Below are 24471 nucleotides of genomic sequence, written 5' to 3' on the forward strand. Positions count from 1 at the left end.
GCTGTTCATTGATTCGTTGATGCGCTACATTAAAGTGCAATGAATGGAATCGCATTACTTATATTCAGGGGTGACCATCAATGTAACCCCTGATTAGGGCGTGTCCTCAATTCAATCGATTATGCTTTAAATGGGCTAAAAATGGCTAAATTTTGCCAAACATCGTCAAATAGCTTCTTAATATCTCGATATTATTTGCGCTACTTTCCTTGTTTGACGGCAATTTATCTCATGTTTATCACCATTTTTAAAATGAGGACAAGCCCTAGAAATACAGAGTCTCTAACCCAATAGAGTATATTGACTCCAACGCAGATGACAAGGAAGATAAATGACAGATAATAATCAAAACATGAATGAGCAGACCTCAATCGACACGGATATGTTGCAGCAACCAGTGCCAAAATCGCCTAGTATTGCTAATACGGTTGATGAGATGCGAGCGCAATTTTCACGCTTACAAACGCTCAGTCGCACGCAGCCAATCAATGACTGGGCCACCCGTGAAACCCAACTAGACAGTCTAGAAGTCATGCTTAGCGATAACCAAGCCAGTTTCGCCAAAGCGATCAGTGCCGACTTTGGTTATCGTAGCGAATCAGAGACCCAGTTTGCCGAGTTGTTTCCTAGCTTTACTGGTATCAGTCATGCCAAAAAGCACGGTAAAAAATGGATGAAAGTTCAGCGGGCTTCTATTTCAGCGCTGTATATGCCAGCTCATAATGAAATCCAGCCTCAGCCATTGGGCGTGGTTGGTATCATGGTGCCTTGGAACTATCCGCTATTTTTAGCAGTAGGACCGATGATTGATGCACTCACTGCTGGCAACAGAGTTATGATCAAGATGAGTGAAGCGGCACCGCAATTTGCCCAAGCATTTGCCAGTGCGATTGCTCGTTATTTTTCACCAGACATGATTTGTGTAGTACTGGGTGAGGTAGACATTGCGGTTGCTTTTAGTGAGCTGCCTTTTGATCATCTGCTTTATACGGGCTCTACGGCTGTGGGCAAAAAAGTCATGGCAGCGGCGGCTCCTAACTTAACACCCGTCACGCTCGAGCTGGGCGGTAAATCACCGGTCGTCGTGTTAGAGGGCGCAAACTTAGAAAACGCCGTCAATCGTGTGATGATGGGCAAAACACTAAATGCGGGTCAGACCTGTATTGCCCCTGATTATGTACTGATTCAGCGCCAATATCATGAAGAGTTTATCCATTTAGCAAAAGAGTGGATGGAAAAGCACTATCCAAATATTGAGACCAATCCAGATTACTCACGTATTATCAATGGTGAACAATTTAAGCGTGTCAAAGGCTATCTAGATGCATTATCGAGCGATGGGATCCATAAGCTCACTGATGCTGAGTCTGATATCGAAACGCGTCTAATGCCGCCTGTCATCGTGAGTGAGCCTGCCCCCGATAGTGATGTGATGCAGGAAGAGATTTTTGCGCCGATTTTGCCATTGATGCATTACGATACGCTTGATGATGCCATTCATTTTGTCAACGAGCGACCACGCCCACTGGCGTTATACGTTTTTGGTGATAACTATAACGCCCTAGAGAAAGTACGTAACAATACGGTCTCTGGTGGCCTATGTATTAATGAAGTGCTGATACATGTTGCCCAGCATGACTTACCGTTTGGTGGGGTTGGCGATTCAGGAACAGGGGCTTACCATGGTAAAGCGGGATTCGAGCGTCTTAGTCATATGAAACCAGTATTTGTACAATCCAAGCTGAATGGGTTGAATTTGTTGTTGCCACCTTATGGCGGGTTGTTTAAAAAAGCCATGGCAATGTTTTTAAAATAACAAATGCTAAAGTGAGCAAAGTTGACATAGCTTTCATTCAAGTAAACAAAAATACTTAATCATTGTGAGTAATCATATAAGCAACTTTAAAAAACAGCATCTATCTCAATAGGTGCTATTTTTTTGTATAAAAGTAAGCGATAAAAAATTAATGAGCATTTGTCATCTTGTCTATAAATCGCTACACTTTGTAGTAAGCCTAAACGATAGTAGTATTAGTTTTAGATGAAGACGTTGCCTAGTCTTCAACGACTGAATGAGCCATCAGCGACTGAATGAGTCATAAGCAGTACAGGCTTGGCGTAAAGCAATAATATTATTGACTTGAGCGTTAATTTCCATAATAAAAATTATAAATAGGACATCTTATGCGCCAATGGATTGCGTTAAGTTTACTATGCATGAGCACACTGTTACTGCCAGTATCGGCATCAGCAGCCTGCGACTCACCAATCAAATTTGGCGCTCTGACATGGGAGAGCGGTCAGTTTATCTCTGGGGTGCTTAAGTACATCGCTGAAGATGGCTACGATTGTGCGATCGAAGAAGTGCCGGGTGCTGGTCCTGCACTCGAAACGGCATTGTCACAAAACGATATTCAAGTGATTGGGGAGCAGTGGGTTGGACGCTCGCCAATCATGGAACAAGCCATTGAGCAGAATAAAGTGGCAGTCATCGGTGATACGCTCAAAGGCGGCGCAACTCAAGGCTGGTACGTACCCAAATATGTATTAGAAGAAAACCCAGGTCTACGCCGCTATCAAGATTTGCCTAAATATGCTGAGCTGTTTAAAGATCCCGAAGACCCTAGCAAATCACGCTTTATGAATTGTCCGTCTGGTTGGACGTGTGAGATTTTCAATACTCGCTTGCTGAAAAGTACAGGTTTGGACAGTATCTTTAATAATGCCCATCCCGGCACTGGGGCGGCGCTCGACGCCGAGATTGCCTCTGCTTTTGAGCAACATAAGCCACTACTGTTTTATTACTGGCAGCCTACGGGCTTGATGGCAAAATATGACTTTGCGCCATTAGAGTTCCCTGCCCATGATGACGCCTGTTGGCAAGACTTATTACGAGCGGATGGCACCGCCGACTGTGTGTCTGGCTTCCCTGTCTCACCTTTAGGTATCGCAGTATCTACCTCCTTTATTGAATCCAATCCAGAGCTTGCTGATGTTTTTAAAAAAGTTCAGTTTAGCTCCGATGAGCTCAATGGCGCTATCTTGGAGATGAGTGAAAATAAACGCAGTGGCGATGAGCAAGCACTAGCATTTTTGCATAAATATCCGAGCGTCTGGCAAGCATGGTTGTCTGATGAAGCAGCCAGTAACCTTGCGGCTAAGCTAGGCATTAGCTTAACGGGCGAGGCTATCACTGCGGATGCAACCGCCTCTAGCACTAATCGAGCGACCTCATTATCGAGCTTTCCTTCTTGGTCACTTGAGACACCGCTTAATAATACATTGGCAAGCGTTGTCCAAAATTATGGCGATGTGTTTCGTACTGTCAGTACCATGGCGTTAACCTATCTATTGCTGCCGATTGAGCGTCTATTAACCACTATGCCGCCTTGGCTCATCATTGCGCTTGTGACCGTATTGGCATGGTTTGGTGTCCGTAAAATCTGGTTTGCACTGGCATGCGGCGCCGGACTTTTTCTCATTGGTGCATTTGGACTATGGGGCGCATTGATTGATACTTTGGCACTGCTCATCGTATCAGTGTTGGTGACCGTCGTGATTGGTATTCCTATTGGCATTGCTATGTCGGGCAGTAAAATTCTTCGCAAGGTTGTGACGCCGATTCTGGATGTGATGCAGACCATGCCAAGTTTTGTCTATTTGATACCCGTATTGATGCTATTTGGGATTGGCAAAGTGCCTGCGTTATTTGCCACTATTATTTATGCCTTGCCGCCACTGATTCGGCTGACGACATTGGGGATTACCCAAGTCAATCACGAGATGGTCGAAGCAGGGCGCTCGTTCGGTAGCACACACTTGCAGCTGCTCATTTGGATTAAATTGCCGCAAGCATTACCCAGTATTATGGCGGGCGTGAATCAAGCGGTGATGATGTCGCTCTCTATGGTGGTGCTCGCTTCTATGATTGGTGCACCGGGGCTTGGCGAAGATGTGTTGCAATCGATTCAAACGCTTAATATCGGTCAGGGCTTGCAAGCAGGCACGGCGATTGTCATCGTTGCCATTATCATTGACCGTATCACCCAAGCGTTCGGTCAAGGTAAGCGTGCTCGGCAAAAAACCATCGATGCTGGCAGGCATCCCATTGGTTAATTATCAGTGCCATGGTCGAATGTTCAACACGCCCTAATCATAATGATAACTAGAAAAATAAAAATGAGAACCATCATGAATCATATTCAATTGGAAAATATCAGCAAGATTTATAATGCCAATAGCTCGCAAGCAAAGTCTGCATTGGCATTACTAGCAGAAGGTATGGATAGTATTCAGGTAAAGGAACAAACAGGCTATTCGGTCGGGCTTTATGACATCAATTTAAGCGTTAAAGCAGGTGAGCTGCATTGTATTATGGGCTTGTCAGGTTCAGGAAAATCAACCTTGATACGCCATATCAATCGTTTGATTGACCCAACCAGCGGTAAAATATGGGTTGATACTTCTATTAATGCTAAGCCGTCTACTATTACTAAGCCCTCCACTAATGCCAAACCCTCTGCTGATTTATTAGAAAATGGAAGATCATCGTCTGCTATTAATGTTTTAGAGCTAAATGATAAAGCGCTACAGCATTATCGCCAGCAGACAATCAGTATGGTTTTTCAGCATTTTGGTTTGGTGCCACATATGACGGCGCTGCAAAACGTCGCTTACGGCTTGCGAGTGCGAAAAATGAGTATCAAAGAACGCCACGAGGTTGCTCGGCATTGGCTTAATGAAGTTGGGCTAGCAAATTTGGAGAAAAGTTACCCTGATGAGCTGTCAGGAGGGATGCAGCAGCGTGTCGGGCTGGCGCGTGCCTTAGCAACCGATAATCCGATATTGTTGATGGACGAGGCTTTCTCTGCCCTTGATCCGCTCATTCGTGCCCAATTACAAGACCAACTACTTGAGCTACAAGCACGGCTAAACAAAACCATCGTCTTTATCACTCATGATATCGATGAAGCGATTAAGGTGGGTCAGCGCATTAGTATTTTAAATGGCGGGCGTTTGGTACAAACGGATACACCCAGTGAATTGCGCCATAACCCAGCTGATGAGTATGTGGCTCAGTTTATGGGTGCCAAAATTTAATTTAAAAATAATACGACGTTTTATAAAATGCTGTTTTATAAATGGCACCTGCAAAATGATAGATTTCTGTCTATATCATTATTCTTACACTGTTGTTAAAAAAGTGTAGCAACCCATTAGTTACTATTAAAGTAAACTCCATCATCGATGTATACTATTAAGATACTCTAATAATGTATTAGGGCGTGTCCTCAATCTGAACGAAAGCAACCAAATGGACTGAAAACGGTTAGATTTTGCCAAGCTAAGTCAAATAGCTGATTCATATCTCGATATTATTTGCGCTATTTTCCTTGTTTGACGGCAATTTATCTCATTCTTATCATCATTTTTAAAATGAGGACACGCCCTAGCTTTGCTAAAATTTCGATTTATCCACTCTCATTGATCACGTAAGAAGACCATGAGCGAGCATAAAAACTCAGTTTATGATCGTAAGACTTCGTAAAAAGGACCTCGCATGCCGCATAAGAAAATTCGCCATAATGATCGTAGTCATACTAATAAATTAGCGACAGACTCACCACGTGATTCATCACGTTGGCTAAAGAATGTCAGTGCCGTTGGTGTCACGACAGTACTGAGTGCTGGCATATTGGTCGCTTGTGGACAAATGAGTTGTGCGGAGAGCAATGCAAGTAGCACGACTAAATCAGCCAAGCAAAACAGTGGAGTAACTAGCTCACGTGATATGTTGCCCTCCGATATGCTTGGGCAAATGCAAGCACTGCCGCAATTGACAAAAGGCTTAGGTGACACGGGCACAGCCGTCATTGATCCTAATAAACCAACCTTGATTAAATTTTGGGCAAGCTGGTGCCCATTATGCTTGGGCACGTTGGCAGAAACCGAAGAATGGCGTACCGATCCCAAGTTCGCTGATTTAAATGTCGTGACTGTTGTCAGTCCCGGTCATCTAAACGAAAAAGCCGATAGCGACTTTAGCACTTGGTATGCAGGCGTCCAAGCAGACTATCCAAAGCTACCAGTATTGTCTGACGCTTCAGGCGAGCTGATTAATAAACTTGGTGTGCAAGTTTATCCAAGCTGGGCGATACTCGATAAAAGCGGCAACTTGGTACATTTGGTGAAAGGCAATATATCGGTAGAGCAAGCCTATGCTCTCGCTGAAAATGCCAATAATGATTTTGCTGAGCTTAAAACAGGTAGTGCTAAACCAGCAAACGCGCAAACCTTAGACAACAACAGCAAGATTGAAACTATCAAACAAAAAGATGGCGTTTATTATAACGATAAAGGCAAAGCGATTAATACGCGCTCAATTTATTTGGCAGGTGGCTGTTTTTGGGGCGTAGAAGCTTACATGGAGCGCGTCGAGGGTGTCGTCGATGCAGTATCAGGCTATGTCAATGGCGATACTGCTAATCCAAGCTATGAGCAAGTGATTCGTGGCTCAGGTCATGCCGAAGCTGTCAAAGTCACTTATGATGCGGACAAAACAGACCTTGATACTATCTTAAAATACTACTTTCGCGTGATTGATCCAACCAGCCTCAACAAACAGGGCAATGATCGCGGTGTGCAGTACCGCTCAGGCGTTTATTACACCGATAAAGAAGATAAAGCAGTGATTGATGCTGCCCTCCAACGTGTGCAAAGCCAGTATAAACAAAAAATTGTAGTAGAAAATGAGCTGCTAGACAATTTCTACTTAGCTGAAATGTACCATCAGGATTATCTGGCAAAAAATCCAAACGGCTATTGTCATGTTGATTTAAGCCTTGCCGATGATAAGCCAGAAGGCACTGCGCGTACCAAGCTTTCACCTGCAAGTACCGTTGCTGAGACCTTAGATCCTAAGCGTTATGCAGGATTTGATAAAGGCGCATTGAAAAATACGTTGACCAAAGCACAATACAATATCACGCAAGATGCCGGTACTGAGCGCGCCTTTAGCCATGAATATGATGACTTATTTGCACCCGGTATCTATGTCGACGTGGTGAGCGGTGAGCCTTTATTTTTATCAACCGATAAGTACCAGTCTGGCTGTGGTTGGCCAAGCTTTACCAAGCCGATTGATATGCAAGTCATTACTCAGCATGAAGATACAGCCTTTAATATGGTACGTACTGAAGTTCGTTCGCGAGTAGCAGACTCACATCTGGGTCACGTATTCCCTGATGGGCCAAAAGATCGTGGCGGTCTGCGCTATTGTATCAATGGCGGGGCGCTACAGTTTATTCCAGTCGATGTGATGCCGCAGTCAGGCTATGCGCCATTAGTGAAGTTGGTTAAGCCTGCAAAACCTTAATTATTAATACTGATAATCGACTTTATATAGAGACGTTAAGATAATTCTTAGCGTCTTTTTTATGATTGATGCCTTGAGCATAATTACTATCACAGCATGATGGTTCGTTTTATTATCGTTGTATTTTTGCTGTTATAGCCGTTGAATTATGAAAAACCAACCAAACTTCGTTATACTCAAAAGCTGAGCGTTTTCTATTATTTATACTTTTATAGTTATGTATACCTATTTCGTCGCTGGATTTGTTTGGCGGCTTTTCATTTTTGTATTTAAGGCTGTAACATGACCGTTACTCATACCTCTAAACCTTTCGAACCTATTATTACCTCTTTACTCGATAATGATTTATATAAATTTACGATGCTGCAAGCCATGCTGCATCAGTTTCCACAGACACATGGTGTGTATCGCTTTCGCTGCCGTAATAACAAAGACACGCTGTATCCATTGGCTGATATTAAAGAGGCGCTAGAGCAGCAGTTAGACAATTTATGTGAATTACGATTTTTAGAGGATGAACTAGAGTACTTACGTGGTTTGCGCTTTATGCGCTCAGACTTCGTTGACTATCTAGAATTGTTTAAGTTGAAACGTCGTTTTATTACCGTCAGTACGGATGATAAAGGTCGCTTATTTATCGATATCGAAGGGCCGATGATTCAAGCGATGTTCTTTGAAGTGTTTGTACTCGCCATCGTTAATGAGCTGTATTTTGATGCGCTATCGAATGCCAGTGTGATTGAAGAAGGTCAGCGCAGATTGGATGAAAAAGTCACATTGTTGCATCAATATGCGACAGAGCAGGCAAAATGTGATGCTAATACGCCGCCATTAATCATCGCTGATTTTGGTACTCGTAGACGTTTTAGCAAAGCTTGGCAAGCCCATGTGGTTGAGACTTTGCATAAAGCGGAACCAAAAATAGTGAGCGGTACTTCCAACGTGTATTTAGCGAAAAAGCTCGGAATGACGCCAATCGGTACGATGGCACATGAGTTTATGCAGGCATTTCAGGCTTTGGATGTGCGTTTACGTGATTCACAAAAAGCGGCGCTTGAAGCGTGGGTGCATGAATATCGTGGCGATTTGGGTATTGCGCTGACCGATGTCGTTGGCATGGATGCGTTTTTACGCGATTTTGATTTGTATTTCGCTAAGCTGTTTGATGGTTTACGTCACGATAGCGGCGACCCGTATATCTGGGGTGATAAGGCGATTGCTCATTATAAAAATCTTAAAATAGACCCAAGAACGAAGATTTTAACCTTTAGTGATGGCTTAGATTTGGATAAAGCTTGGGATTTACATCAGTATTTTAAAGGTCAAATAAAGACCAGCTTTGGTATTGGTACTAACCTCACCAACGATATGGGTATCACCCCAATAAATATTGTCTTAAAATTGGTTGAATGCAATGGGCAGCCAGTTGCTAAGCTGTCAGACAGTCCAGGCAAGACCATGATTAATAACGACACGTATCTTGCCTATTTGCGCCAAGTATTTGAAGTCGACGAGCCTGAATAGAATTGACTTAACTTAACTGTCGCTATTCTCTGTTTTATTTTCTTCTTCAGCAAAAGCGGCATCTAGTGCTTGCTGTACGGCATTGATACGGGTTTCGCAAACGCGATAAGCAGCAATTGACTCTTCCACTGTGGTCATCAGATTATCAATATCTGGCTCATCTTGTTGCTGTAATTCAGCGGCATTGGTTTTTAGAATATCATAAGCCGCCTTAAAGGTTTTTGGGGCGGCCTTTTTGCGTTTGCGAGTAGGGGTTGTCATAAGGTTTCCTAATTTTAAAATAAAGTCTTTGATTAAGTTGAATCGACGGTAGGTTGTACTTCTTATTTATTAATATTTACGTCAATAATCTGTGCTTTCGCTTTACCGTCCTTTAAGAGGATGTGCACCGTTTGTTCTGGATGGAGCTGCGTACCGCTGGTCAGTATTTGCTTGTCTTTTGCATCAGTAAGCATGGTATAGCCTTGCTTGAGCACCCGAGAAGGACGGTGCAGGAGCACAATATCACGCAGATGCTCGCTATCACGCTGTGCTTGTATTAACTGCTGCTGTGCCGAATGCATAATCGTTTTTTGGTTATTTTGACTGGCGCTAGTAGCCACTGTTAACTGCTGATAGGCCGCCGCTTGAATCTGTGTGCGTAGCTCACTGGTGAGTCTGGCGGCTTGCTTGACCTGTCGCTGGGCGCTTTGCTGAATACTACGCCACGCATAATCACTGTCTTTTTGCAGAGCGGTTAATTGACCAATCGTTTGTGATTGTATTTGGCTCAACTGGCGTGTCGTTTGTTGTTCAGCGGTGTTTAATTGACGCTGAGCAGCTTGTTTGATTTGCGCTTGGTATTGCAGCGTTTGAGTGACGAGCTGGGCTAAATGCGTCATGATAGCGGCAATCACCTTTGATGGGGTATCAAAGCTAGTATGCGCGACTTCATCTAAGATAACTTTATCACGCTCGTGACCAATGCCAACCCAGACAGGGATGGGCTGCTCGGCAACCAATGCTGCCAATTCATAATCATTTAGATAGGCTAAATCACCGACCGCACCGCCGCCACGAATAATGACTAATAAGTCTGGCAGGTGCTCATAAGTGCCGTAAAACTGCTGTTGGGCGTTAACGATTGCTTGGCGGATTTCGCTTGGCGCATGATTACCCTGAAAGGTCGCGTTATGATAATGGAAATGACAGGCACCTGTGCGCGCTAAGCGATCAGCGTCGGCTTGAAAATCACCTAATCCGGCGGCTTTTTCAGGGGCAATGACCAGCACATGCTCAATATCAAACGGAACAGGCAGCTGTTGATTCAGGTTTAATAAACCTTCTCCTGTCAAGCGATCGACCATCTCTGCATATTGCCGCGCCAAGTCGCCTAACGTGTAGCTAGGGTCAATATCTTCAATAGTGAGAGAGAAGCCATATTGCGCATGGAAGCCTGCGGATACTTTGAGCAATACCGTCAAATCACGATCAAGCGGCATACCTGTTGCGCGCTCAAATTTTGCTAAGACGCGTGCTGCTTTAAAGCGCCAAAGATTACCGCGGCAGCTAGCAATGACCTTACCGTCCTCATCTTTTTCTGCCAATTCAAAGTAATAATGCCCGCCTTTGCTAGATAGGTTGCGAATTTCTGCTTTCACCCATACACGGTGGTTAAAGGTCTGTTTGATAACCATATCAACGGCTGATAAATAGTCACTCAACCGCAGAACGGTATCTTCTAAATTGACTTCTATATTATTTTCTTGCTCAGCTAACTCGGCTTCCAAGGTCGCTAAATCTTTAGCAGGCGCTAATACCTTAGCTGGTTTCATATTTGACAGGTTGGGTTTGCGCATAATAATAGACCAAAAGTGAGGGAGCTTAAAAACGGGCTGTTTATAGAGTAAGAGTCATAAAAAATCAGAAAGGGTAGTTTACCCCAAAAGCGAGCACACAAAAAGAGAAGCCAACCGATCAGCGACTAATATATTCTTATCGCTGATTGGTTGGCTACATACTTTATTAAATAACAAGCCGCCAAATAAGTGCTTTATGAAATAATAATTATTTTATTGGCAACGAAAGTTGATTTTATACTCGTAATCGTCGTCACGTGATAAGTTCGGCGAGCCCGTACCAAGGATCGTACCGAGGACAGCACTGGCTTGCCCAATCATCCGACCAGTATTTTCATCTAAAATACCGTTATAAGTGACTTTGTCATCGACGATAATAACTTGCTTACCTCTGCAAGTCTTTTGTGCGCTGTCTATCGCATTTTGCTGTGCTTTTACTTTGCTATCGGCGATGCCAGTCGTCTCATAAATAGAGTTGGCACGCTGGATAACTGGTGATGAAGGCGTAGTTTGGCAAGCACTTAGGGCGAGTGCTGCCGCCAAAGTAGCAGTCAGTGCAGCGGTTTTATTAATAGTATTCATAAACGATTCCTAATGTCTGTCAGTCTTACATAAAGTTGAATATCACAGCAAAGTTGAGGATGCGCCATGCACGTATCCGTCCATAGGTGGCTCAACAACTATGATGAATCTACCCTATTCGGCTCTGGGGTGTCTAGTCGGTTATTGTGTGCGGTATTGCAGAGACCGCACATATTTATCATATATTCATAGGCGACGTTTACTTATGATGAGCGAAAATGAAAATAAGCGGTACTATGACACAGCAAATCACTTGAAATATAAACCATATCTAGGATAATTGACCTATCCATTTTTAATCAATAAGTCATTTTATGCCATTAATTCCTGCTCCTGCTGGCGTGCTCGAAGTCGACGCGCTTTGGCAACAAGACAATCCTAACAATCCAAATACTGATACAGTGGCGTTACTGTGTCATCCCAATCCGTTATTCGACGGCACGATGAATAATAAAGTGGTAACGACGATGTATCGCTTTGCTCGTGATAATGGTATGCACGTGGTACGCTTTAACTTTCGCGGTGTCGGGCAGTCGACTGGCGAGCACGATTATGCGGATGGTGAAGTCGTAGATGCAATGACCGTGCTACAATGGATTGCAGAGCAAACCAATGCGCGCAAGTTATGGTTGGGTGGTTTCTCTTTTGGCGGTTATGTGACAGCACGGGTGGCTGAGCAGGTACTTGAAGCCCCTAATATTTGGGGGCTAGGCGATTTTGAGATTACTAAAATCGCCCTTATTGCTCCATCCGTTGAAAAAAATGACAGCAGTGATATAAGCTTGCCAGCCGATAAAACTTTTGAGATTTATGGCAATGCTGATGAAGTGATTGACCCTGATAATATGCAAGCATTTGCGGAGCGATTAGGAATTGCTGTTAGCGTTGTAGATGGCGCAGGGCACTTTTTTCATGGGCGTCTGTCAGAATTGAAAGGCTTATTAGAAAAGCATACCTTTGGTAGCGACTCTTAGTTATTACCTAGGGCGTGTCATCAATTAGCACATGAATACATTTAGTGGTCTTAAAATGGCTAAATTTTGCTAAACATCGTCAGAAATTTTGTCAATATGTTCATATTAACGGCAATTTCTTCCTTGTTTATCTACAATTTTTCTCATTTTAAGCCTCACAATCTAATTGATGACACACCCTAGTAATATTAGGATAGAGAACCGCTATCAAGTAATGAGCTCTGATCGCTTCATTTTGACGAGTTCATGCAGAATCAACCATTACCTTACTATTTATTTTGTCTAATGATGAGTCGTATTATGAGTTTATCTCCATTGCAACGTTACGAGCAAGCCGTCAGTACAGATGAGTTTACTCGAGATGAGCAGCAATTTAAGGCCATGAGCTATCTTGATGAGATACATCATCAGCTCATCAATAGTGCGCCACAGAAGAAAGGCTTTTTTAGCTTTTTAAAGTCCAAGCCGACAGCACCAACGGGGTTGTATATGTGGGGCGGGGTAGGTCGTGGTAAAACATGGATGATGGACATGTTTTATGATTCATTGACCATTGATCGCAAGATGCGTCTGCATTTTCATCATTTCATGCAGCGCGTTCATCAAGAGCTAAACAAGCTGCAAGGTGAGAGTGACCCATTAGAAAAAGTCGCCGACATCATTTATGCAGAAGCGGTTATTATCTGTTTCGATGAGTTTTTTGTTTCTAACGTTTCTGATGCCATGATTTTGGGTGATTTATTTACCATGCTGTTCAATCGTGGTATTACCTTGGTCGCCACCTCAAATATTGAGCCATCAGGATTGTATAAAGACGGCTTACATCGTGACCGTTTCATGCCCGCTATCGCTGAAGTGGAGCGTCATACTACGGTGATGAATATCGATTCTGGTATCGACTATCGTTTGCGCGTATTGCAGCAGGCAGAGCTATATGAATCGCCTATGACGAAAGCGAATCATCATTGGTTAGCCAACCGTTTTGCCAGTTTATCTAATAATCAAAAAATCAGTAATGAGCCGATTACGATTAATGGTCGCGAAATTAGAATTAACGCTCGCACTGAGGATATTTTATTCTGTGATTTCCGTCATTTATGTATGGAGCCACGATCAGCATCTGATTTCATCGAAATCGCTAAGCAGTTCAGCACAGTATTGGTCAATGCCGTGCCTGCCTTAGACGATGACTTACGTGATCCGACCCGTCGGTTTATTTATCTGGTTGATGAGTTTTATGATCGCCGTGTTAAATTGCTAGTTAGAGCGCAGCAGTCGATTTTGGACCTATATCAAGGAGAGAAATTGGCGTTTGAGATTGAACGGACACGCTCGCGCTTGCTTGAGATGCAGTCAGAGGATTATCTGCGCATGGAGCATCGGGTCGATGATGCGGCATAATCAAAGCCTCTTCATAGCCGATGGTAATCTACAAGTTGTCGATTAAAGCACTCATGGTCTTCTAATTAAATCATTCACACTCAATATTGATATATATTCGTTTTACATAACGTGTTTTTTGACAGTATTGAGAGCCAACCAAAGCATTGGTTTTTTGCATAAAAGATAATAATAAATAAGGAGCGGTAATGACTACATCCGACGAAAATGATAAAAAACTGTCGACCAAAGATATCACCACAGATAGTATGCCGATTAGCAGTGAAGAAATGATTGGTTGGATCAATTCAAGGCGCAGTATGGGTAATTTGGATTTGCCCGCACCGACACATGCCCAAATCGAAACAGCGATTGAGTGTGCGGCGACAGCGCCAGATCATAAAAAACTGCGTCCATGGCGTTTTATAGTGACACAGGGGGATGCCCGTCATGAATTGGGCAATGCCTTGGTCGCAGCGGCTAAAGCAAAAGCGGTGCAAGAGGGCGAAACGCTGTCCGAAAAGGACATCGCAAAAACTCAAGCCATGCCATTAAGAGCGCCCGTCATCATCACGGTTGTCACAAAAATACAAGCGCACAAAAAAGTTCCTCCTTTTGAACAAATGCTAAGTGCGGGAGCGGCTGTACAAAACCTGATTTTGGCGCTAAAAGCTCAAGGTTTTAGTACAGTGTGGCGTACGGGACTGCTATGTAATGAACCTGCTGTTAAATCATATTTTGACGTTGGTCCAGATGATTATGTGACGGCGTTTGTTTATACTGGCACCAGCCCCAAAAATGAACCCGCCCGTAAACCGATTGATATCGAGTCTTTAGTGCGATTTGAGTCATAATATATCTAAGCGCTGTTTAGTGGCGCTTTTCTCTTGATGAATACCGCTCTCTAAAAAGACAGTCGGTCGTATAGCAAAAAGATAGATAGCCTCAATACTCTAAGCTCTAAAGCGTCATAAGTCATGATAAATAAACCATGATAAATTCTATTAATAATAAATCAGCCAATACGGATAACAGCAAATGACCAGCCCTAATGATAGCAATAAAGACATCAGTAGCGATAATGCTGAGGTGAATACGAATGCCCCTGAAAAGCAAAACAGTCTGCTGGCAGGTATCATCGAACGTGCTACCAAATCGGGTATTGGTCGTAAAAAACTCAATCCTAGCGCGGTAGAATCAGCAGTGGCAAAAAACATGGCGGATATTCACAGTAATCCTACCAAGCTACGTTTGGCGTTTTTAGGCGGTGGTAGTTTTGGCACAGCAATGGCAAACTTGGCTGCACGCAATGGCTGTGATACCACGCTGTGGGTACGTAACAAGCGTACGGTAAAGGCGATGGTAAAAACGCAGACCAATAAAAAATATTTACCAGGTTATAAGCTTGATGACAGCCTTAAATATAGCCATGACTTGGCAGCAGCCGTCAAAGATAAAGACATTATCTTTATTGCGGTGCCTGGTTTGGCTTTTCGTGAGACCCTAAAGAATATTGCACCATTTATCAGTGGTCAGTCTATTGTGTCATTGACCAAAGGTATGGAAAAAGATACTTTTGCCATGATGAGCGACATTATTAAAGATGAGCTACCTGAAGTGAATTTTGGTGTCATGTCGGGGCCAAACCTTGCGATAGAGATCATGAAAAACATGCCATCGGCGACCGTTATCGCCAGTGAGTCTGAGCCATTGCGCCATGCCGTACAAGCCGCATTACATAGTGCGTTTTTCCGAGTGTTTGCCAGTGATGATGTCAAAGGTGTGGAGCTTGGCGGTGCGCTAAAAAATATCTATGCGATTGCAATGGGAATGGCAGCGGCTTATGATGTCGGTGAAAATACCAAGGCAATGATATTGACCCGTGCTTTGGCAGAGATGAGCCGCTTTGGGGTTGAGGCGGGTGCGAATCCACTGACATTTTTAGGGTTGTCTGGTGTGGGTGATTTATACGCCACTTGTAGCTCAGAGCTCAGTCGTAACTATCGTATCGGCAACATGCTCGGTCGCGGTATGAGTATTGAGGCCGCGGTGAAAAAACTCGGTCAAACGGCTGAAGGGGTTAATACTATTCAGCAAGTGCATGAGAAAGCCACCAAGCAAGGCATCTACATGCCTATTACCCATGCATTGTATGCGGTCATTTATGAAGATAAAGCAGCATTAGGTGTGGCGTTACATCTCATGGAAGCGGGCTTCCGTAGTGACGTTGAATTTGTAATGGCGCATGATCATAGTAATGCGGCGCTAACTGCGCAGATGAAGACATCAAGCGATAGCACTGATTATGAAAGTGGCGATACTGACAGTAAGTAAAAACCCCAATGTTAAATGATGACTTTGTTCTAAGAATGATTATTCTGCAAACAACGTCATCATGATAATGCATAAAGGAAGGTTATGAAAATTATACTAGTACGTCATGGTCAAGCAGAAGATGAATCACGTCCAGACAGCGCGCGCCAGTTAACTGGCTTTGGTCAACAGCAAGCAGTGCAGACGGCAGAGTATGTGATGACTCACTATCATCCTGATTATTTTGTCGTCAGTCCTTATGATAGAGCGCAGCAGACGCTAGCAGCATTTCAAACGCGCGCGCCCAAGGTTCCAGCAATCGTACAGGAAAATATCACGCCTTCTGATGATGCGCGTCAAGCTTTAATAGATATTGCGAATATTGACGCTGAGTGTCTGGTAGTGGTGTGTCATATGTCTATCGTTGCTTATATCGCTGGTCTATTAACCGGTGATTATCCTGAATCATTTTCTCTTGCAGAAGCAAGGATGTTTGAGATGGACTTTGTAATGGCAGGTATGGCAAAAGAGATTGATCGTTTTGTGCCCGAGCAGCCGTATTGAGATTAGGTCGAATCGTCAGTGATACTGTTGGCACTTAGTCTATTGACGCTTAGTGGTGTTAAACTGGTTAAAGAATGAAATTGTCTGAATCCTACCTTTAAAACAGCTTTAATAATTAAGGACACGCTTAGTGTTACATGTTTGGTTACGAGCGCAGCATAGCCCGCTAGCTGTCTGGCATGAAGATATTCAGCAATGGCAAACGGTTGATGGTTGGCAACAGCTGCAAACGATCTATGGTAATTATAAAACCAATGCGCAGAAGACTTTGTGTCTATATTTTCCATCAAGCCATATATTGCAGGTAGATACTGAGCTGAATGCGACTCAGCTTAAACAGCTAGGCAATAGCGGCAAGCAATATTTGTTTGAAGAGACATCCTTGACCCCTGTTGAGCAATTGGCGATTCGGCAAATCAGTGAAGCCGATAATCACCAACTGTATGCACTGGCGCAAAGCGATATCGAGTCATGGCAGCAGAGTGCTAAGCTTGCTGGCATGAGCATAACGGCGTTACTGCCTGATTTTTTATTGCTGCCAACGCCGGATGAAGGGGCAGGTCAGCAAGTAACACTGTATCAAGATGAGCAAACCATGCTACTGCGTCAGTCATTGCGACAAGGTATGGCTGTCAGTTATTTGCCCTTGATTTTTGAACGTTTCCCGCATTTAAGTGAAGTGAATATATTGCCGCCCATAACGGCTTTAGATGATTTTTCAAAGCCAACAAATTCGGCAATGCCCACGAGCTTTATGACAGAAACGGCCGCGCTTGTTGCAGATCACCAGTTATTATTAACCACATTGACCACGACGCCCAAGCCTGTTGACAGCCCTGAGCGTCACGCGCTTAACTTCTTTATTAAATCAACGGACTCAAAGCTCTCACCGTATTTGCGTGTGGCAGCGATGGTCGCGTTATCGGCACTGGTATTACAGATGGCGACCGATGGCCTGGAGTGGTATCAGTATAATAAGGCGGCGGTAGCGACCAAAGCTGAGATTGCGGCGCAGTATCAAGCTTGGTTTCCAAACGAGCCATTAAGCTCGCGCACCAAACTGCAAGTGCAATTGCAACCAAAGCTGCGCAGTGACAGCCAAGCACCAGCCTCTCATATGGCAGCATTGACTCGCATATCCCCGTTAATCAAACAGTCTTCACTGCGGGCACAAGCGTTAGTGATGCAGCCATCAGCACTCAGCTTTACCTTGATTGCCCCTGATCGTAATAGTCTTGATAAATTTACGAGCACACTTGTTGCGCAGGGTTTAAATGCCAAGCTTGCACAGGTAGACAGTAATGAGCAAGGGCAGTTTAGTGGTCAAGTTACGGTGAATATGGTAGAAAATAATGACACGACGCAAACCAATGTAGCGGCATCATAATTTATTTGCCAACTAGGCAACGGTAATAAATAGGCAGTGGTAATAAAAGTCAAAAAGGTTGGAAGATGAAACGATTGCAGCGCCGCACCAAACGTAACAACATCACGTCAGAGACCAGTAACAGTATTGGAACCAATGTGCTGTCAACGCGTGTAAATAATTTTCAACAGATGCTATCGTTACGCTGGCAGGCACTTTCGCCGCGTGATCAGTTGGCACTGGCCGTACTGTCTATCTTCTTATTATTGTTCATTGGGGGCTATGGTGGTTATAGTATTCATCAAGCGGCAAATGACAGTAAGCGCGACTATCAAGAGCAAGTGGCGGATTACTTTTGGTTGCGTGCCCAAGCTGGCAATATCGATAGTAATGCGATCAATGCGGCAAACACGGCGGATGGTGAAGCCGCCATGCCACCTGCCAATATTATCAGTGCATTGTTAAACAACTCAGGTATTGCCAACGCTCAAGTCGTTGCGACGGGTGATGCTGTGCAACTGAGCTTCAATCATGCCAGTCAAGCGGTGGTCAGCACCGCACTTGGCAAACTCGAACAGCAAGGTTGGCAGTTCACTCAGCTATCGATACAGCAAGACTTGATTACCAAAGCCATTCAAGTACAGGCGACTGTCACCTCATAAATCGATATGCTGTGGAAACTGGAAGTATTTTACTCCTTATCTACTATTGCCCCAAATTAACTGATCATCAGTTTCTAAAATAACCATTTGTCATTAGCGTCATTGAAAAATTGCACGTTTGACACAATTAATTAACTATCACACAGCCAGAGATGGATATTTAAGATGAATCAATCTTCTGATCGCAAACCTGACACGCATAGCCATCAGCAGACCAGAACTGCTGAACACCAGAGTAATGCGTCAGTTGAAGCTGCATTTGATCATGAAATGACTCAGCAAAGGCAGAGCTATGGGGCGAGTGACAATATGAGCACTGGTAAGCGCCGTTCTTTAATCACTTATAATCACATTACTTATTTTTTATACGTAATCAGCTATTTTACCGCTGGATTACTGTGGGTTGTACCAATTGTGATGAACTATGCGAAGCGCCATGATGCAGAGGGTTCGTGGTTGTCCACGCATTTTGATTGGCAGATTAAAACCTTTTGGTATAGCATCGTATTTTTCTTCTTAGGCATTATTATCATTACCTTTGCATTAGGGGGTTTTGGCATCAGTATGCTGGCTGATAGCAATAATATTGCCATTGGTTCGGTATTATTAGCGGTATTTGGCCTGCTAATCATGATTTTTACCTTCATATGGCATCTTTATCGTATCGTCCGTGGTTGGATAGCCCTGACGGATGGTCGTCCTGTACCTTAGGGACTGTAGAATACACCTGTCAGTTCCTTAGCCAATATGTAGGTATAACTATTAGCACTCTAATACAGAAATTTAGCGCATGAAACTTTGCTCTTATTTCTGTTAAGCTGATATAATCGCAGCGCTTGATTTTATTCGCACTATTCACTCACTATTTCTTTCGAGCAGGGTCTGCCATTACTATGTCTTATGCCTTACTTCGCCCTTTTTTGTTTAAGATGGATCCAGAGCACGCCCACGAGATGACCTTATCTTTATTAGATAAAGCTCACAAAGCACGTGTTTTAGGTTTGGTATACGGTCAGTCAATGCAGCCCACAGACTGTATGGGCTTGCAATTCGCCAATCCGGTCGGCCTAGCGGCAGGACTGGATAAAAATGGTGATTATATTGATGCGTTGGCTGAGCTGGGCTTTGGTTTTATAGAAGTGGGCACGGTCACGCCAAGACCGCAAATAGGCAATGATAAGCCAAGGTTGTTTAGAATCAAGCAAGCGGACGCTATCATCAATCGAATGGGTTTCAATAACCAAGGTATCGATTATCTGATCGAAAACGTCAAGCGCTGTCAATACAAAGGCAATATTGGGATTAATATTGGTAAAAACGCCGATACGCCAGTAGAGCAAGCCGCCGATGATTATGTCTATTGTTTAGAGCGTGCTTATCCGCATGCCTCCTATATCACCGTTAATATCTCCTCACCAAACACTAAGAATTTGCGTGATTTACAAAGTGGTGAGGCACTGACCCAGCTTTTGCATACGATCAAAAATCGTCACAGCCAATTAGCCACTGAATATGGTTTTTATGTGCCACTGGTATTGAAAGTTGCGCCTGATCTAGAGCCGCTACAAGTGGACTATATCTCGCAGCAATTGCTCGATTTTGAGATAGATGGGTTGATTGCGACCAATACAACGTTGAGCCGTGTTGGTGTTGAAGATTTACCTGATGGTGAGCAAGCAGGTGGTCTATCCGGTCGCCCAGTCAGCCACATTAGTACCCAAATTTTACAACAGTTCTCCGATCAGCTAGATGGTAAAGTCGCTTTAATAGGCGTCGGCGGTATTGACAGTGGTGCAAAAGCCGTCAAAAAAATCGAAGCGGGTGCAGATATGGTGCAGCTCTATACGGGGCTCATTTATCGTGGTCCTGGGCTGGTACAGTCTTGTATTCAAGCAATCGGTGGCTATTACGACGCGATGGAGCTATAGCGGATTAATGTCCCTAGCTCATTACCTATCAGATACACAAGACGACTGTCTTTTGAGCTGAGTCATCAAAGATTAATGTGTCACAAAAACGAAAGTAAACATCAGATAAAAATCAATAAGGTATGAGGCGTAGAACATGAGTGGTCTGGATATCGTGATTGCTATTGTTGTTTTGATCGGCTTATGGCGCGGCTTTCAAGTCGGATTGATTAAAACAGCCGTTGGTTTAGTCGGTTGGTTTATTGCCTTGATTGCTGCCACGCGTTTGGCAGGAGTGGTTTCGCCGCAACTATCAGGCATGGTACAAAACCCTGTTTTACAAATGGCAATGGCATTTTTATTGGTAGTGATAATCATATTGGCAATCATGCACTTAGTGGCATTTGTATTTTCAGGCGTGCTTAAAACCTTACGCTTGGGTGTCGTTGACAAAATGGCAGGTGGTGTACTGGGTGCTGCTAAAAATGTACTGATGGTCTTAGTTGTGCTTAGCGTCAGTGCGCCGTTACTGGTGCAAATGCCACAATGGCAAACGTCAGTGCTCGCACCTGAGCTATTGCCTTATGCCCCGATGGGTAAAGCGTTGGTCTCAGATGTGTTAGGTATGGCTTGGGATCAAGTCAATCAGTCGTAAGTATTTTTACGGTTAACCTTTAATGTCTCAATGATTCGATGCTGATAGCTTAGGTTTATGGTGCTAGAGTTTATCGTTTCTATCATATCCTCTTGGTAAGTTATCCTTGATAAAAAATTATTTAATCGCATTTAGAGATCACAAATGCCAATAAATAGTGCATTTTGTTAATAGTCAAAAGATAAATATTCGTTAAATTCTGAACAACAATCATCAGGTCGTCGGTGAGTAACAGTACGCATTTTTGATAAGCTACTGTTAGCAGTCTTGCCACTATTGTAGTACTAATTAATGAGTCAAAATAGGATATAGCTATTATGTGTGGAGTCATTGGAGTTGCAGCTCACGAACCAGTCAATCAGATTCTTTATGACGGTTTGACGATGCTACAGCATCGTGGGCAAGATGCAGCGGGTATTGTCACTTTGCAAGATGGACGACTTTATCTACGTAAAGAAAATGGCATGGTACGTGACGTATTTATGAATCGTCATATGATGAAACTGGTTGGTAAGTTCGGTATTGGTCACGTCCGTTACCCAACAGCAGGCACGTCAAGCAGTGCCGAAGCTCAACCATTTTATGTCAACTCACCTTATGGTATTACTCTTGCACATAATGGTAACTTGACCAATGCTGAGAGTTTGGCCAAGTCTTTATACATCGAAGATCGCCGACATCTTAATACCGATTCAGATTCAGAAGTATTGCTAAACGTACTTGCCCATGAAATGCAAAACTTGGGTAAAACCAAAGCAACGCCTGCTGATATCTTTGAAGCAGTCACGGCTGTATATGGTCGCGTCGAAGGCGCTTATGGCGTGGTCGCTCTGATTACTGGTCATGGTTTGCTCGCATTTCGTGATCCAAACGGTATTCGTCCGCTTATTTTCGGTAAGCGCATGGCACCGAATGGCGGCACCGAGTATATGGTTGCCTCAGAGTCAGTTGCACTGACAGGATCAGGATTTAGTATTATCCGTGATGTAAAACCTGGCGAAGCCATATTCATTGATTTAGATCATAAATTACATACCCATCAGTGTGTTGAGCAGCAAGAATACACGCCTTGTATCTTCGAATATGTGTATTTTGCCCGTCCAGATTCTATCATGGACAACATCTCAGTTTACAAAGCACGCTTACGTATGGGTGAAAAGCTGGCTGATAAAATCCTTGCTGAATGGGGCGAAGATCACGATATCGATGTGGTGATTCCTATTCCGGATACCTCGCGTACGTCAGCGATGGAGCTGGCACTAAAAATGAATATTAAGTACCGTGAAGGGTTTATGAAAAACCGCTATATCGGTCGTACCTTTATCATGCCAGGTCAACAACAACGTAAAAAATCAGTTCGTCAAAAACTCAGCGCCGTACCACTTGAGTTCAAAGGTAAAAACGTTCTTTTGGTTGATGATTCTATCGTTCGTGGTACCACTTGCCATGAAATCATCCAAATGGCACGCGATGCTGGCGCGAATAAAGTATTTTTTGCTAGCGCCGCGCCACCAGTTAAATATCCAAATGTCTATGGTATCGATATGCCAGTACGCAGTGAGCTTATTGCCTCAGGTCATACGGTAGAAGAAGTACGCGATATCATTGGTGCTGATAGATTGATTTTCCAAGATTTGGACGACTTGATTGATGCAGTAAAAGATACCAAGTACAGCAAAGTTGAAGGTTTTGATTGTGCCGTATTTAATGGTTGCTACATCACTGGGCAGATCAATGAAGCGTATCTTGAGCATCTACAAGAGCAGCGCAATGACACTGCCAAGACGGGCAAAAAAGGCGTACAAATAGTGGCTGATACCCCAGTTGATATGATGGGCGTCGAAGAGCTTTAAGCTCTCAATTTCTTAAAAGTATCAGTTTTTTGCAGCACTTTTAGAAAGTAAAAGGCTGGATTCTCATAAGAATCCAGCCTTTTTTTATTTTAAATATAGTTCAATTACAGGGTTTAAAATTATTCATATGAACTATAGTCAGAGCACTTTTAAACCGCTACGGTGTTACCCGCCCTAGATGTACTCAGTGTACTATCTGCGGTCGGTCGCCTTGTAGCGATTCTAAAATTCCTTGACTATAGAAGCTGTTATCCATTCACGTGTTTATCAGTTTTCTAGTATCCACTTAAAAAATTGGTAAATACCCATAGTAAGCCATTAATGGCGGCGATGCCAACGACCATACTGACCAACAGCTGACGGCTGATATGATAAACGAACAACACCAAAATAAGGGCACCAATTTGTGCCATCAATAAATGTAGTTCAGCACTATTTAGCCCAGTCGTTGCCGATAAATTTTGATAAGAAAGGCTGGTCAAAATAAGCAATACCATGACTGATAGTGGCAAGCTCTCATTGAGCCGATGCAGCCAAGGTGTGTCTAACAACTTTCTGGGTATTAAGGCGGGTAGCGCGCGGGTAATAAAGGTCACGGCGGCCATCGCAAAAGTTGCAAAAATAAGGTAACTATTGGTCATTGTTGGCTCCCATCATATTACGCTGCGTCCAAAACCCACGAGCTAAAATCAATAGCATACAGATGGTGATTGCCACCAATAACAACCAATTACTAGTAAATAAGGATGCCACCGCTAAAGAAATGACAGCAATAGCAATGGGGAAATAACGTTTGATACTTTGGAACTGCTCATAAGCTAAGATTGCAAACAGACAGACTAAGGCAAAATCCAAATGTGGTACTAAATCGCTCAGAGTACTGCCGATCATGACACCAACCGTGCTCGCTAGTACCCACCAGCTTTGATTAAATAAGCTCAATGGTAGTATCAACGCTTGTCTTGACTCATTAGGTAAACTGGTCATAACAGAGAAAGTTTCATCAGTCAGGGCAAATAGGCAATAGGTTTTGGCAAGCTTATGTTCTGGTAGGTATTGCAATAATGGCATACCATAAAATACATGACGTAAATTAATAGCGGCAATATTGGTTGCGATGCTACCAATCGGTAAACCAGCGCTCAGCATCGGCAAACAAGCATATTGAGCGGCGCCCGCATACAGTACAATACTCAACATAATCGTTGCCCACACAGGGATACCAGCAACTTGTGCCAGCACACCAAAGGCGATACCCGCAGGTAAATAGCCCATCGCCACAGGTAGGCTTTTTTTGAACCCCGCCGCCCAGTCGTAGCTGGTCTCATGCTGTTGATGTAATTCTTTTGAATGAGTAGTCACATGACATCCTAATTTTTGCTGTTTTTTGGTTATTATTAATATTTTGCGGAAAGATTAATGTTAGAAAACTGGTTTTAAAATGAAGCCTAGCCCGAGCAATGGCAAAAACACCCTAG

General features: G+C 43.5%; 21 protein-coding genes. 16 read left to right on the forward strand and 5 right to left on the reverse strand.

Going from position 1 to position 24471, the window contains the following annotated elements; genetic code table 11:
• The first annotated feature begins 331 nt into the window (after window positions 1-331).
• From JMX82_RS01145 to pncB, 5 genes are all read left to right on the forward strand, one after another.
• A complete protein-coding gene (locus JMX82_RS01145) occupies window positions 332-1816 on the forward strand; it encodes a coniferyl aldehyde dehydrogenase (protein ID WP_201539006.1) in 1485 nt (494 codons plus the stop codon).
• A gap of 368 nt (window positions 1817-2184) precedes the next feature.
• On the forward strand, window positions 2185-4116 hold the full coding sequence (locus JMX82_RS01150; protein WP_201539007.1) for a glycine betaine ABC transporter substrate-binding protein: 1932 nt from the start codon (window positions 2185-2187) through the stop codon (window positions 4114-4116).
• Between the two features lie 75 nt (window positions 4117-4191).
• Window positions 4192-5100 (forward strand): ATP-binding cassette domain-containing protein, encoded by a 909-nt coding sequence (locus JMX82_RS01155; protein WP_201539008.1) that lies wholly within the window; start codon window positions 4192-4194, stop codon window positions 5098-5100.
• A 460-nt stretch (window positions 5101-5560) separates the two neighbouring features.
• Complete coding sequence (gene msrAB, locus JMX82_RS01160; RefSeq protein ID WP_201539009.1) at window positions 5561-7375, forward strand: bifunctional peptide-methionine (S)-S-oxide reductase MsrA/peptide-methionine (R)-S-oxide reductase MsrB; 1815 nt, start codon at window positions 5561-5563, stop codon at window positions 7373-7375.
• Between the two features lie 282 nt (window positions 7376-7657).
• Window positions 7658-8899 carry a nicotinate phosphoribosyltransferase gene (gene pncB / locus JMX82_RS01165; RefSeq protein WP_201539010.1) on the forward strand — a complete coding sequence of 414 codons (1242 nt, stop codon included), beginning with the start codon at window positions 7658-7660 and terminating at the stop codon, window positions 8897-8899.
• Between the two features lie 12 nt (window positions 8900-8911).
• Here the strand turns inward: pncB and xseB are convergent, their stop codons facing one another.
• The 3 genes from xseB to JMX82_RS01180 form a co-directional block, all read right to left on the reverse strand.
• Window positions 8912-9160, reverse strand: a complete 249-nt coding sequence (gene xseB, locus JMX82_RS01170; RefSeq protein ID WP_201539011.1) for an exodeoxyribonuclease VII small subunit — start codon at window positions 9158-9160, stop codon at window positions 8912-8914.
• A gap of 62 nt (window positions 9161-9222) precedes the next feature.
• The gene (gene xseA / locus JMX82_RS01175) at window positions 9223-10737 is read right to left on the reverse strand and encodes an exodeoxyribonuclease VII large subunit (protein ID WP_201539012.1); all 1515 of its coding nucleotides are present in this window, start codon (window positions 10735-10737) and stop codon (window positions 9223-9225) included.
• Window positions 10738-10950: 213 nt separating this feature from the next.
• Complete coding sequence (locus JMX82_RS01180) at window positions 10951-11319, reverse strand: hypothetical protein (protein WP_045446124.1); 369 nt, start codon at window positions 11317-11319, stop codon at window positions 10951-10953.
• A 314-nt stretch (window positions 11320-11633) separates the two neighbouring features.
• Between JMX82_RS01180 and JMX82_RS01185 the strand changes: the two genes are divergently transcribed.
• The 11 genes from JMX82_RS01185 to purF all read left to right on the forward strand — a co-directional run bounded on the left by JMX82_RS01185 (window position 11634) and on the right by purF (window position 22993).
• Window positions 11634-12293 (forward strand): alpha/beta hydrolase, encoded by a 660-nt coding sequence (locus JMX82_RS01185; protein WP_201539013.1) that lies wholly within the window; start codon window positions 11634-11636, stop codon window positions 12291-12293.
• Between the two features lie 300 nt (window positions 12294-12593).
• Window positions 12594-13694 (forward strand): cell division protein ZapE, encoded by a 1101-nt coding sequence (zapE, locus tag JMX82_RS01190; protein WP_193007911.1) that lies wholly within the window; start codon window positions 12594-12596, stop codon window positions 13692-13694.
• A 248-nt stretch (window positions 13695-13942) separates the two neighbouring features.
• Complete coding sequence (locus tag JMX82_RS01195) at window positions 13943-14527, forward strand: nitroreductase (protein ID WP_413786749.1); 585 nt, start codon at window positions 13943-13945, stop codon at window positions 14525-14527.
• 184 nt (window positions 14528-14711) lie between these two features.
• On the forward strand, window positions 14712-16007 hold the full coding sequence (locus tag JMX82_RS01200) for an NAD(P)H-dependent glycerol-3-phosphate dehydrogenase (protein ID WP_201539015.1): 1296 nt from the start codon (window positions 14712-14714) through the stop codon (window positions 16005-16007).
• Between the two features lie 84 nt (window positions 16008-16091).
• Window positions 16092-16550: a SixA phosphatase family protein gene (locus JMX82_RS01205; protein WP_201539016.1), complete on the forward strand. Its 459-nt coding sequence runs from the start codon at window positions 16092-16094 to the stop codon at window positions 16548-16550.
• A gap of 130 nt (window positions 16551-16680) precedes the next feature.
• On the forward strand, window positions 16681-17937 hold the full coding sequence (gene gspL, locus JMX82_RS01210) for a type II secretion system protein GspL (RefSeq protein WP_201539017.1): 1257 nt from the start codon (window positions 16681-16683) through the stop codon (window positions 17935-17937).
• 65 nt (window positions 17938-18002) lie between these two features.
• Window positions 18003-18578: a type II secretion system protein GspM gene (gspM, locus tag JMX82_RS01215; RefSeq protein ID WP_201539018.1), complete on the forward strand. Its 576-nt coding sequence runs from the start codon at window positions 18003-18005 to the stop codon at window positions 18576-18578.
• Between the two features lie 165 nt (window positions 18579-18743).
• Window positions 18744-19289 carry a DUF4870 family protein gene (locus JMX82_RS01220; protein ID WP_227676244.1) on the forward strand — a complete coding sequence of 182 codons (546 nt, stop codon included), beginning with the start codon at window positions 18744-18746 and terminating at the stop codon, window positions 19287-19289.
• A gap of 182 nt (window positions 19290-19471) precedes the next feature.
• Entirely contained in the window at window positions 19472-20506 is a 1035-nt protein-coding gene (locus JMX82_RS01225) for a quinone-dependent dihydroorotate dehydrogenase (protein ID WP_201539019.1), read from the forward strand.
• A 136-nt stretch (window positions 20507-20642) separates the two neighbouring features.
• Complete coding sequence (locus JMX82_RS01230) at window positions 20643-21140, forward strand: CvpA family protein (protein WP_045446136.1); 498 nt, start codon at window positions 20643-20645, stop codon at window positions 21138-21140.
• Window positions 21141-21457: 317 nt separating this feature from the next.
• Window positions 21458-22993: an amidophosphoribosyltransferase gene (purF, locus tag JMX82_RS01235; RefSeq protein WP_055124190.1), complete on the forward strand. Its 1536-nt coding sequence runs from the start codon at window positions 21458-21460 to the stop codon at window positions 22991-22993.
• Window positions 22994-23268: 275 nt separating this feature from the next.
• Here purF and JMX82_RS01240 read toward each other — a convergent pair whose 3' ends face one another.
• Together JMX82_RS01240 and JMX82_RS01245 are read right to left on the reverse strand one after the other, a co-directional pair.
• Window positions 23269-23634, reverse strand: coding sequence for an AzlD domain-containing protein (locus JMX82_RS01240; RefSeq protein WP_201539020.1), 366 nt, complete (start codon window positions 23632-23634; stop codon window positions 23269-23271).
• Window positions 23624-24355: an AzlC family ABC transporter permease gene (locus JMX82_RS01245; RefSeq protein ID WP_227676245.1), complete on the reverse strand. Its 732-nt coding sequence runs from the start codon at window positions 24353-24355 to the stop codon at window positions 23624-23626. The genes JMX82_RS01240 and JMX82_RS01245 overlap by 11 nt, the downstream gene beginning before the upstream one ends.
• Window positions 24356-24471: the final 116 nt, after the last annotated feature.

Source organism: Psychrobacter sp. 1044, assembly GCF_904846525.1.
In the GTDB taxonomy this organism is placed as follows: Bacteria; Pseudomonadota; Gammaproteobacteria; order Pseudomonadales; family Moraxellaceae; genus Psychrobacter.

Coding starts and splice junctions, on each gene's coding strand:
- JMX82_RS01150 (WP_201539007.1), top strand. CDS start 2,185: ATGCGCCAATGGATTGCGTTAAGTTTACTATGCATGAGCACACTGTTA.
- gspM (WP_201539018.1), top strand. CDS start 18,003: ATGAAACGATTGCAGCGCCGCACCAAACGTAACAACATCACGTCAGAG.
- JMX82_RS01155 (WP_201539008.1), top strand. CDS start 4,192: ATGAATCATATTCAATTGGAAAATATCAGCAAGATTTATAATGCCAAT.
- JMX82_RS01180 (WP_045446124.1), bottom strand. CDS start 11,319: ATGAATACTATTAATAAAACCGCTGCACTGACTGCTACTTTGGCGGCA.
- JMX82_RS01225 (WP_201539019.1), top strand. CDS start 19,472: ATGTCTTATGCCTTACTTCGCCCTTTTTTGTTTAAGATGGATCCAGAG.
- purF (WP_055124190.1), top strand. CDS start 21,458: ATGTGTGGAGTCATTGGAGTTGCAGCTCACGAACCAGTCAATCAGATT.
- zapE (WP_193007911.1), top strand. CDS start 12,594: ATGAGTTTATCTCCATTGCAACGTTACGAGCAAGCCGTCAGTACAGAT.
- JMX82_RS01240 (WP_201539020.1), bottom strand. CDS start 23,634: ATGACCAATAGTTACCTTATTTTTGCAACTTTTGCGATGGCCGCCGTG.
- msrAB (WP_201539009.1), top strand. CDS start 5,561: ATGCCGCATAAGAAAATTCGCCATAATGATCGTAGTCATACTAATAAA.
- JMX82_RS01205 (WP_201539016.1), top strand. CDS start 16,092: ATGAAAATTATACTAGTACGTCATGGTCAAGCAGAAGATGAATCACGT.
- xseA (WP_201539012.1), bottom strand. CDS start 10,737: ATGCGCAAACCCAACCTGTCAAATATGAAACCAGCTAAGGTATTAGCG.
- pncB (WP_201539010.1), top strand. CDS start 7,658: ATGACCGTTACTCATACCTCTAAACCTTTCGAACCTATTATTACCTCT.
- JMX82_RS01145 (WP_201539006.1), top strand. CDS start 332: ATGACAGATAATAATCAAAACATGAATGAGCAGACCTCAATCGACACG.
- JMX82_RS01230 (WP_045446136.1), top strand. CDS start 20,643: ATGAGTGGTCTGGATATCGTGATTGCTATTGTTGTTTTGATCGGCTTA.
- xseB (WP_201539011.1), bottom strand. CDS start 9,160: ATGACAACCCCTACTCGCAAACGCAAAAAGGCCGCCCCAAAAACCTTT.
- JMX82_RS01220 (WP_227676244.1), top strand. CDS start 18,744: ATGAATCAATCTTCTGATCGCAAACCTGACACGCATAGCCATCAGCAG.
- JMX82_RS01200 (WP_201539015.1), top strand. CDS start 14,712: ATGACCAGCCCTAATGATAGCAATAAAGACATCAGTAGCGATAATGCT.
- JMX82_RS01185 (WP_201539013.1), top strand. CDS start 11,634: ATGCCATTAATTCCTGCTCCTGCTGGCGTGCTCGAAGTCGACGCGCTT.
- JMX82_RS01195 (WP_413786749.1), top strand. CDS start 13,943: ATGCCGATTAGCAGTGAAGAAATGATTGGTTGGATCAATTCAAGGCGC.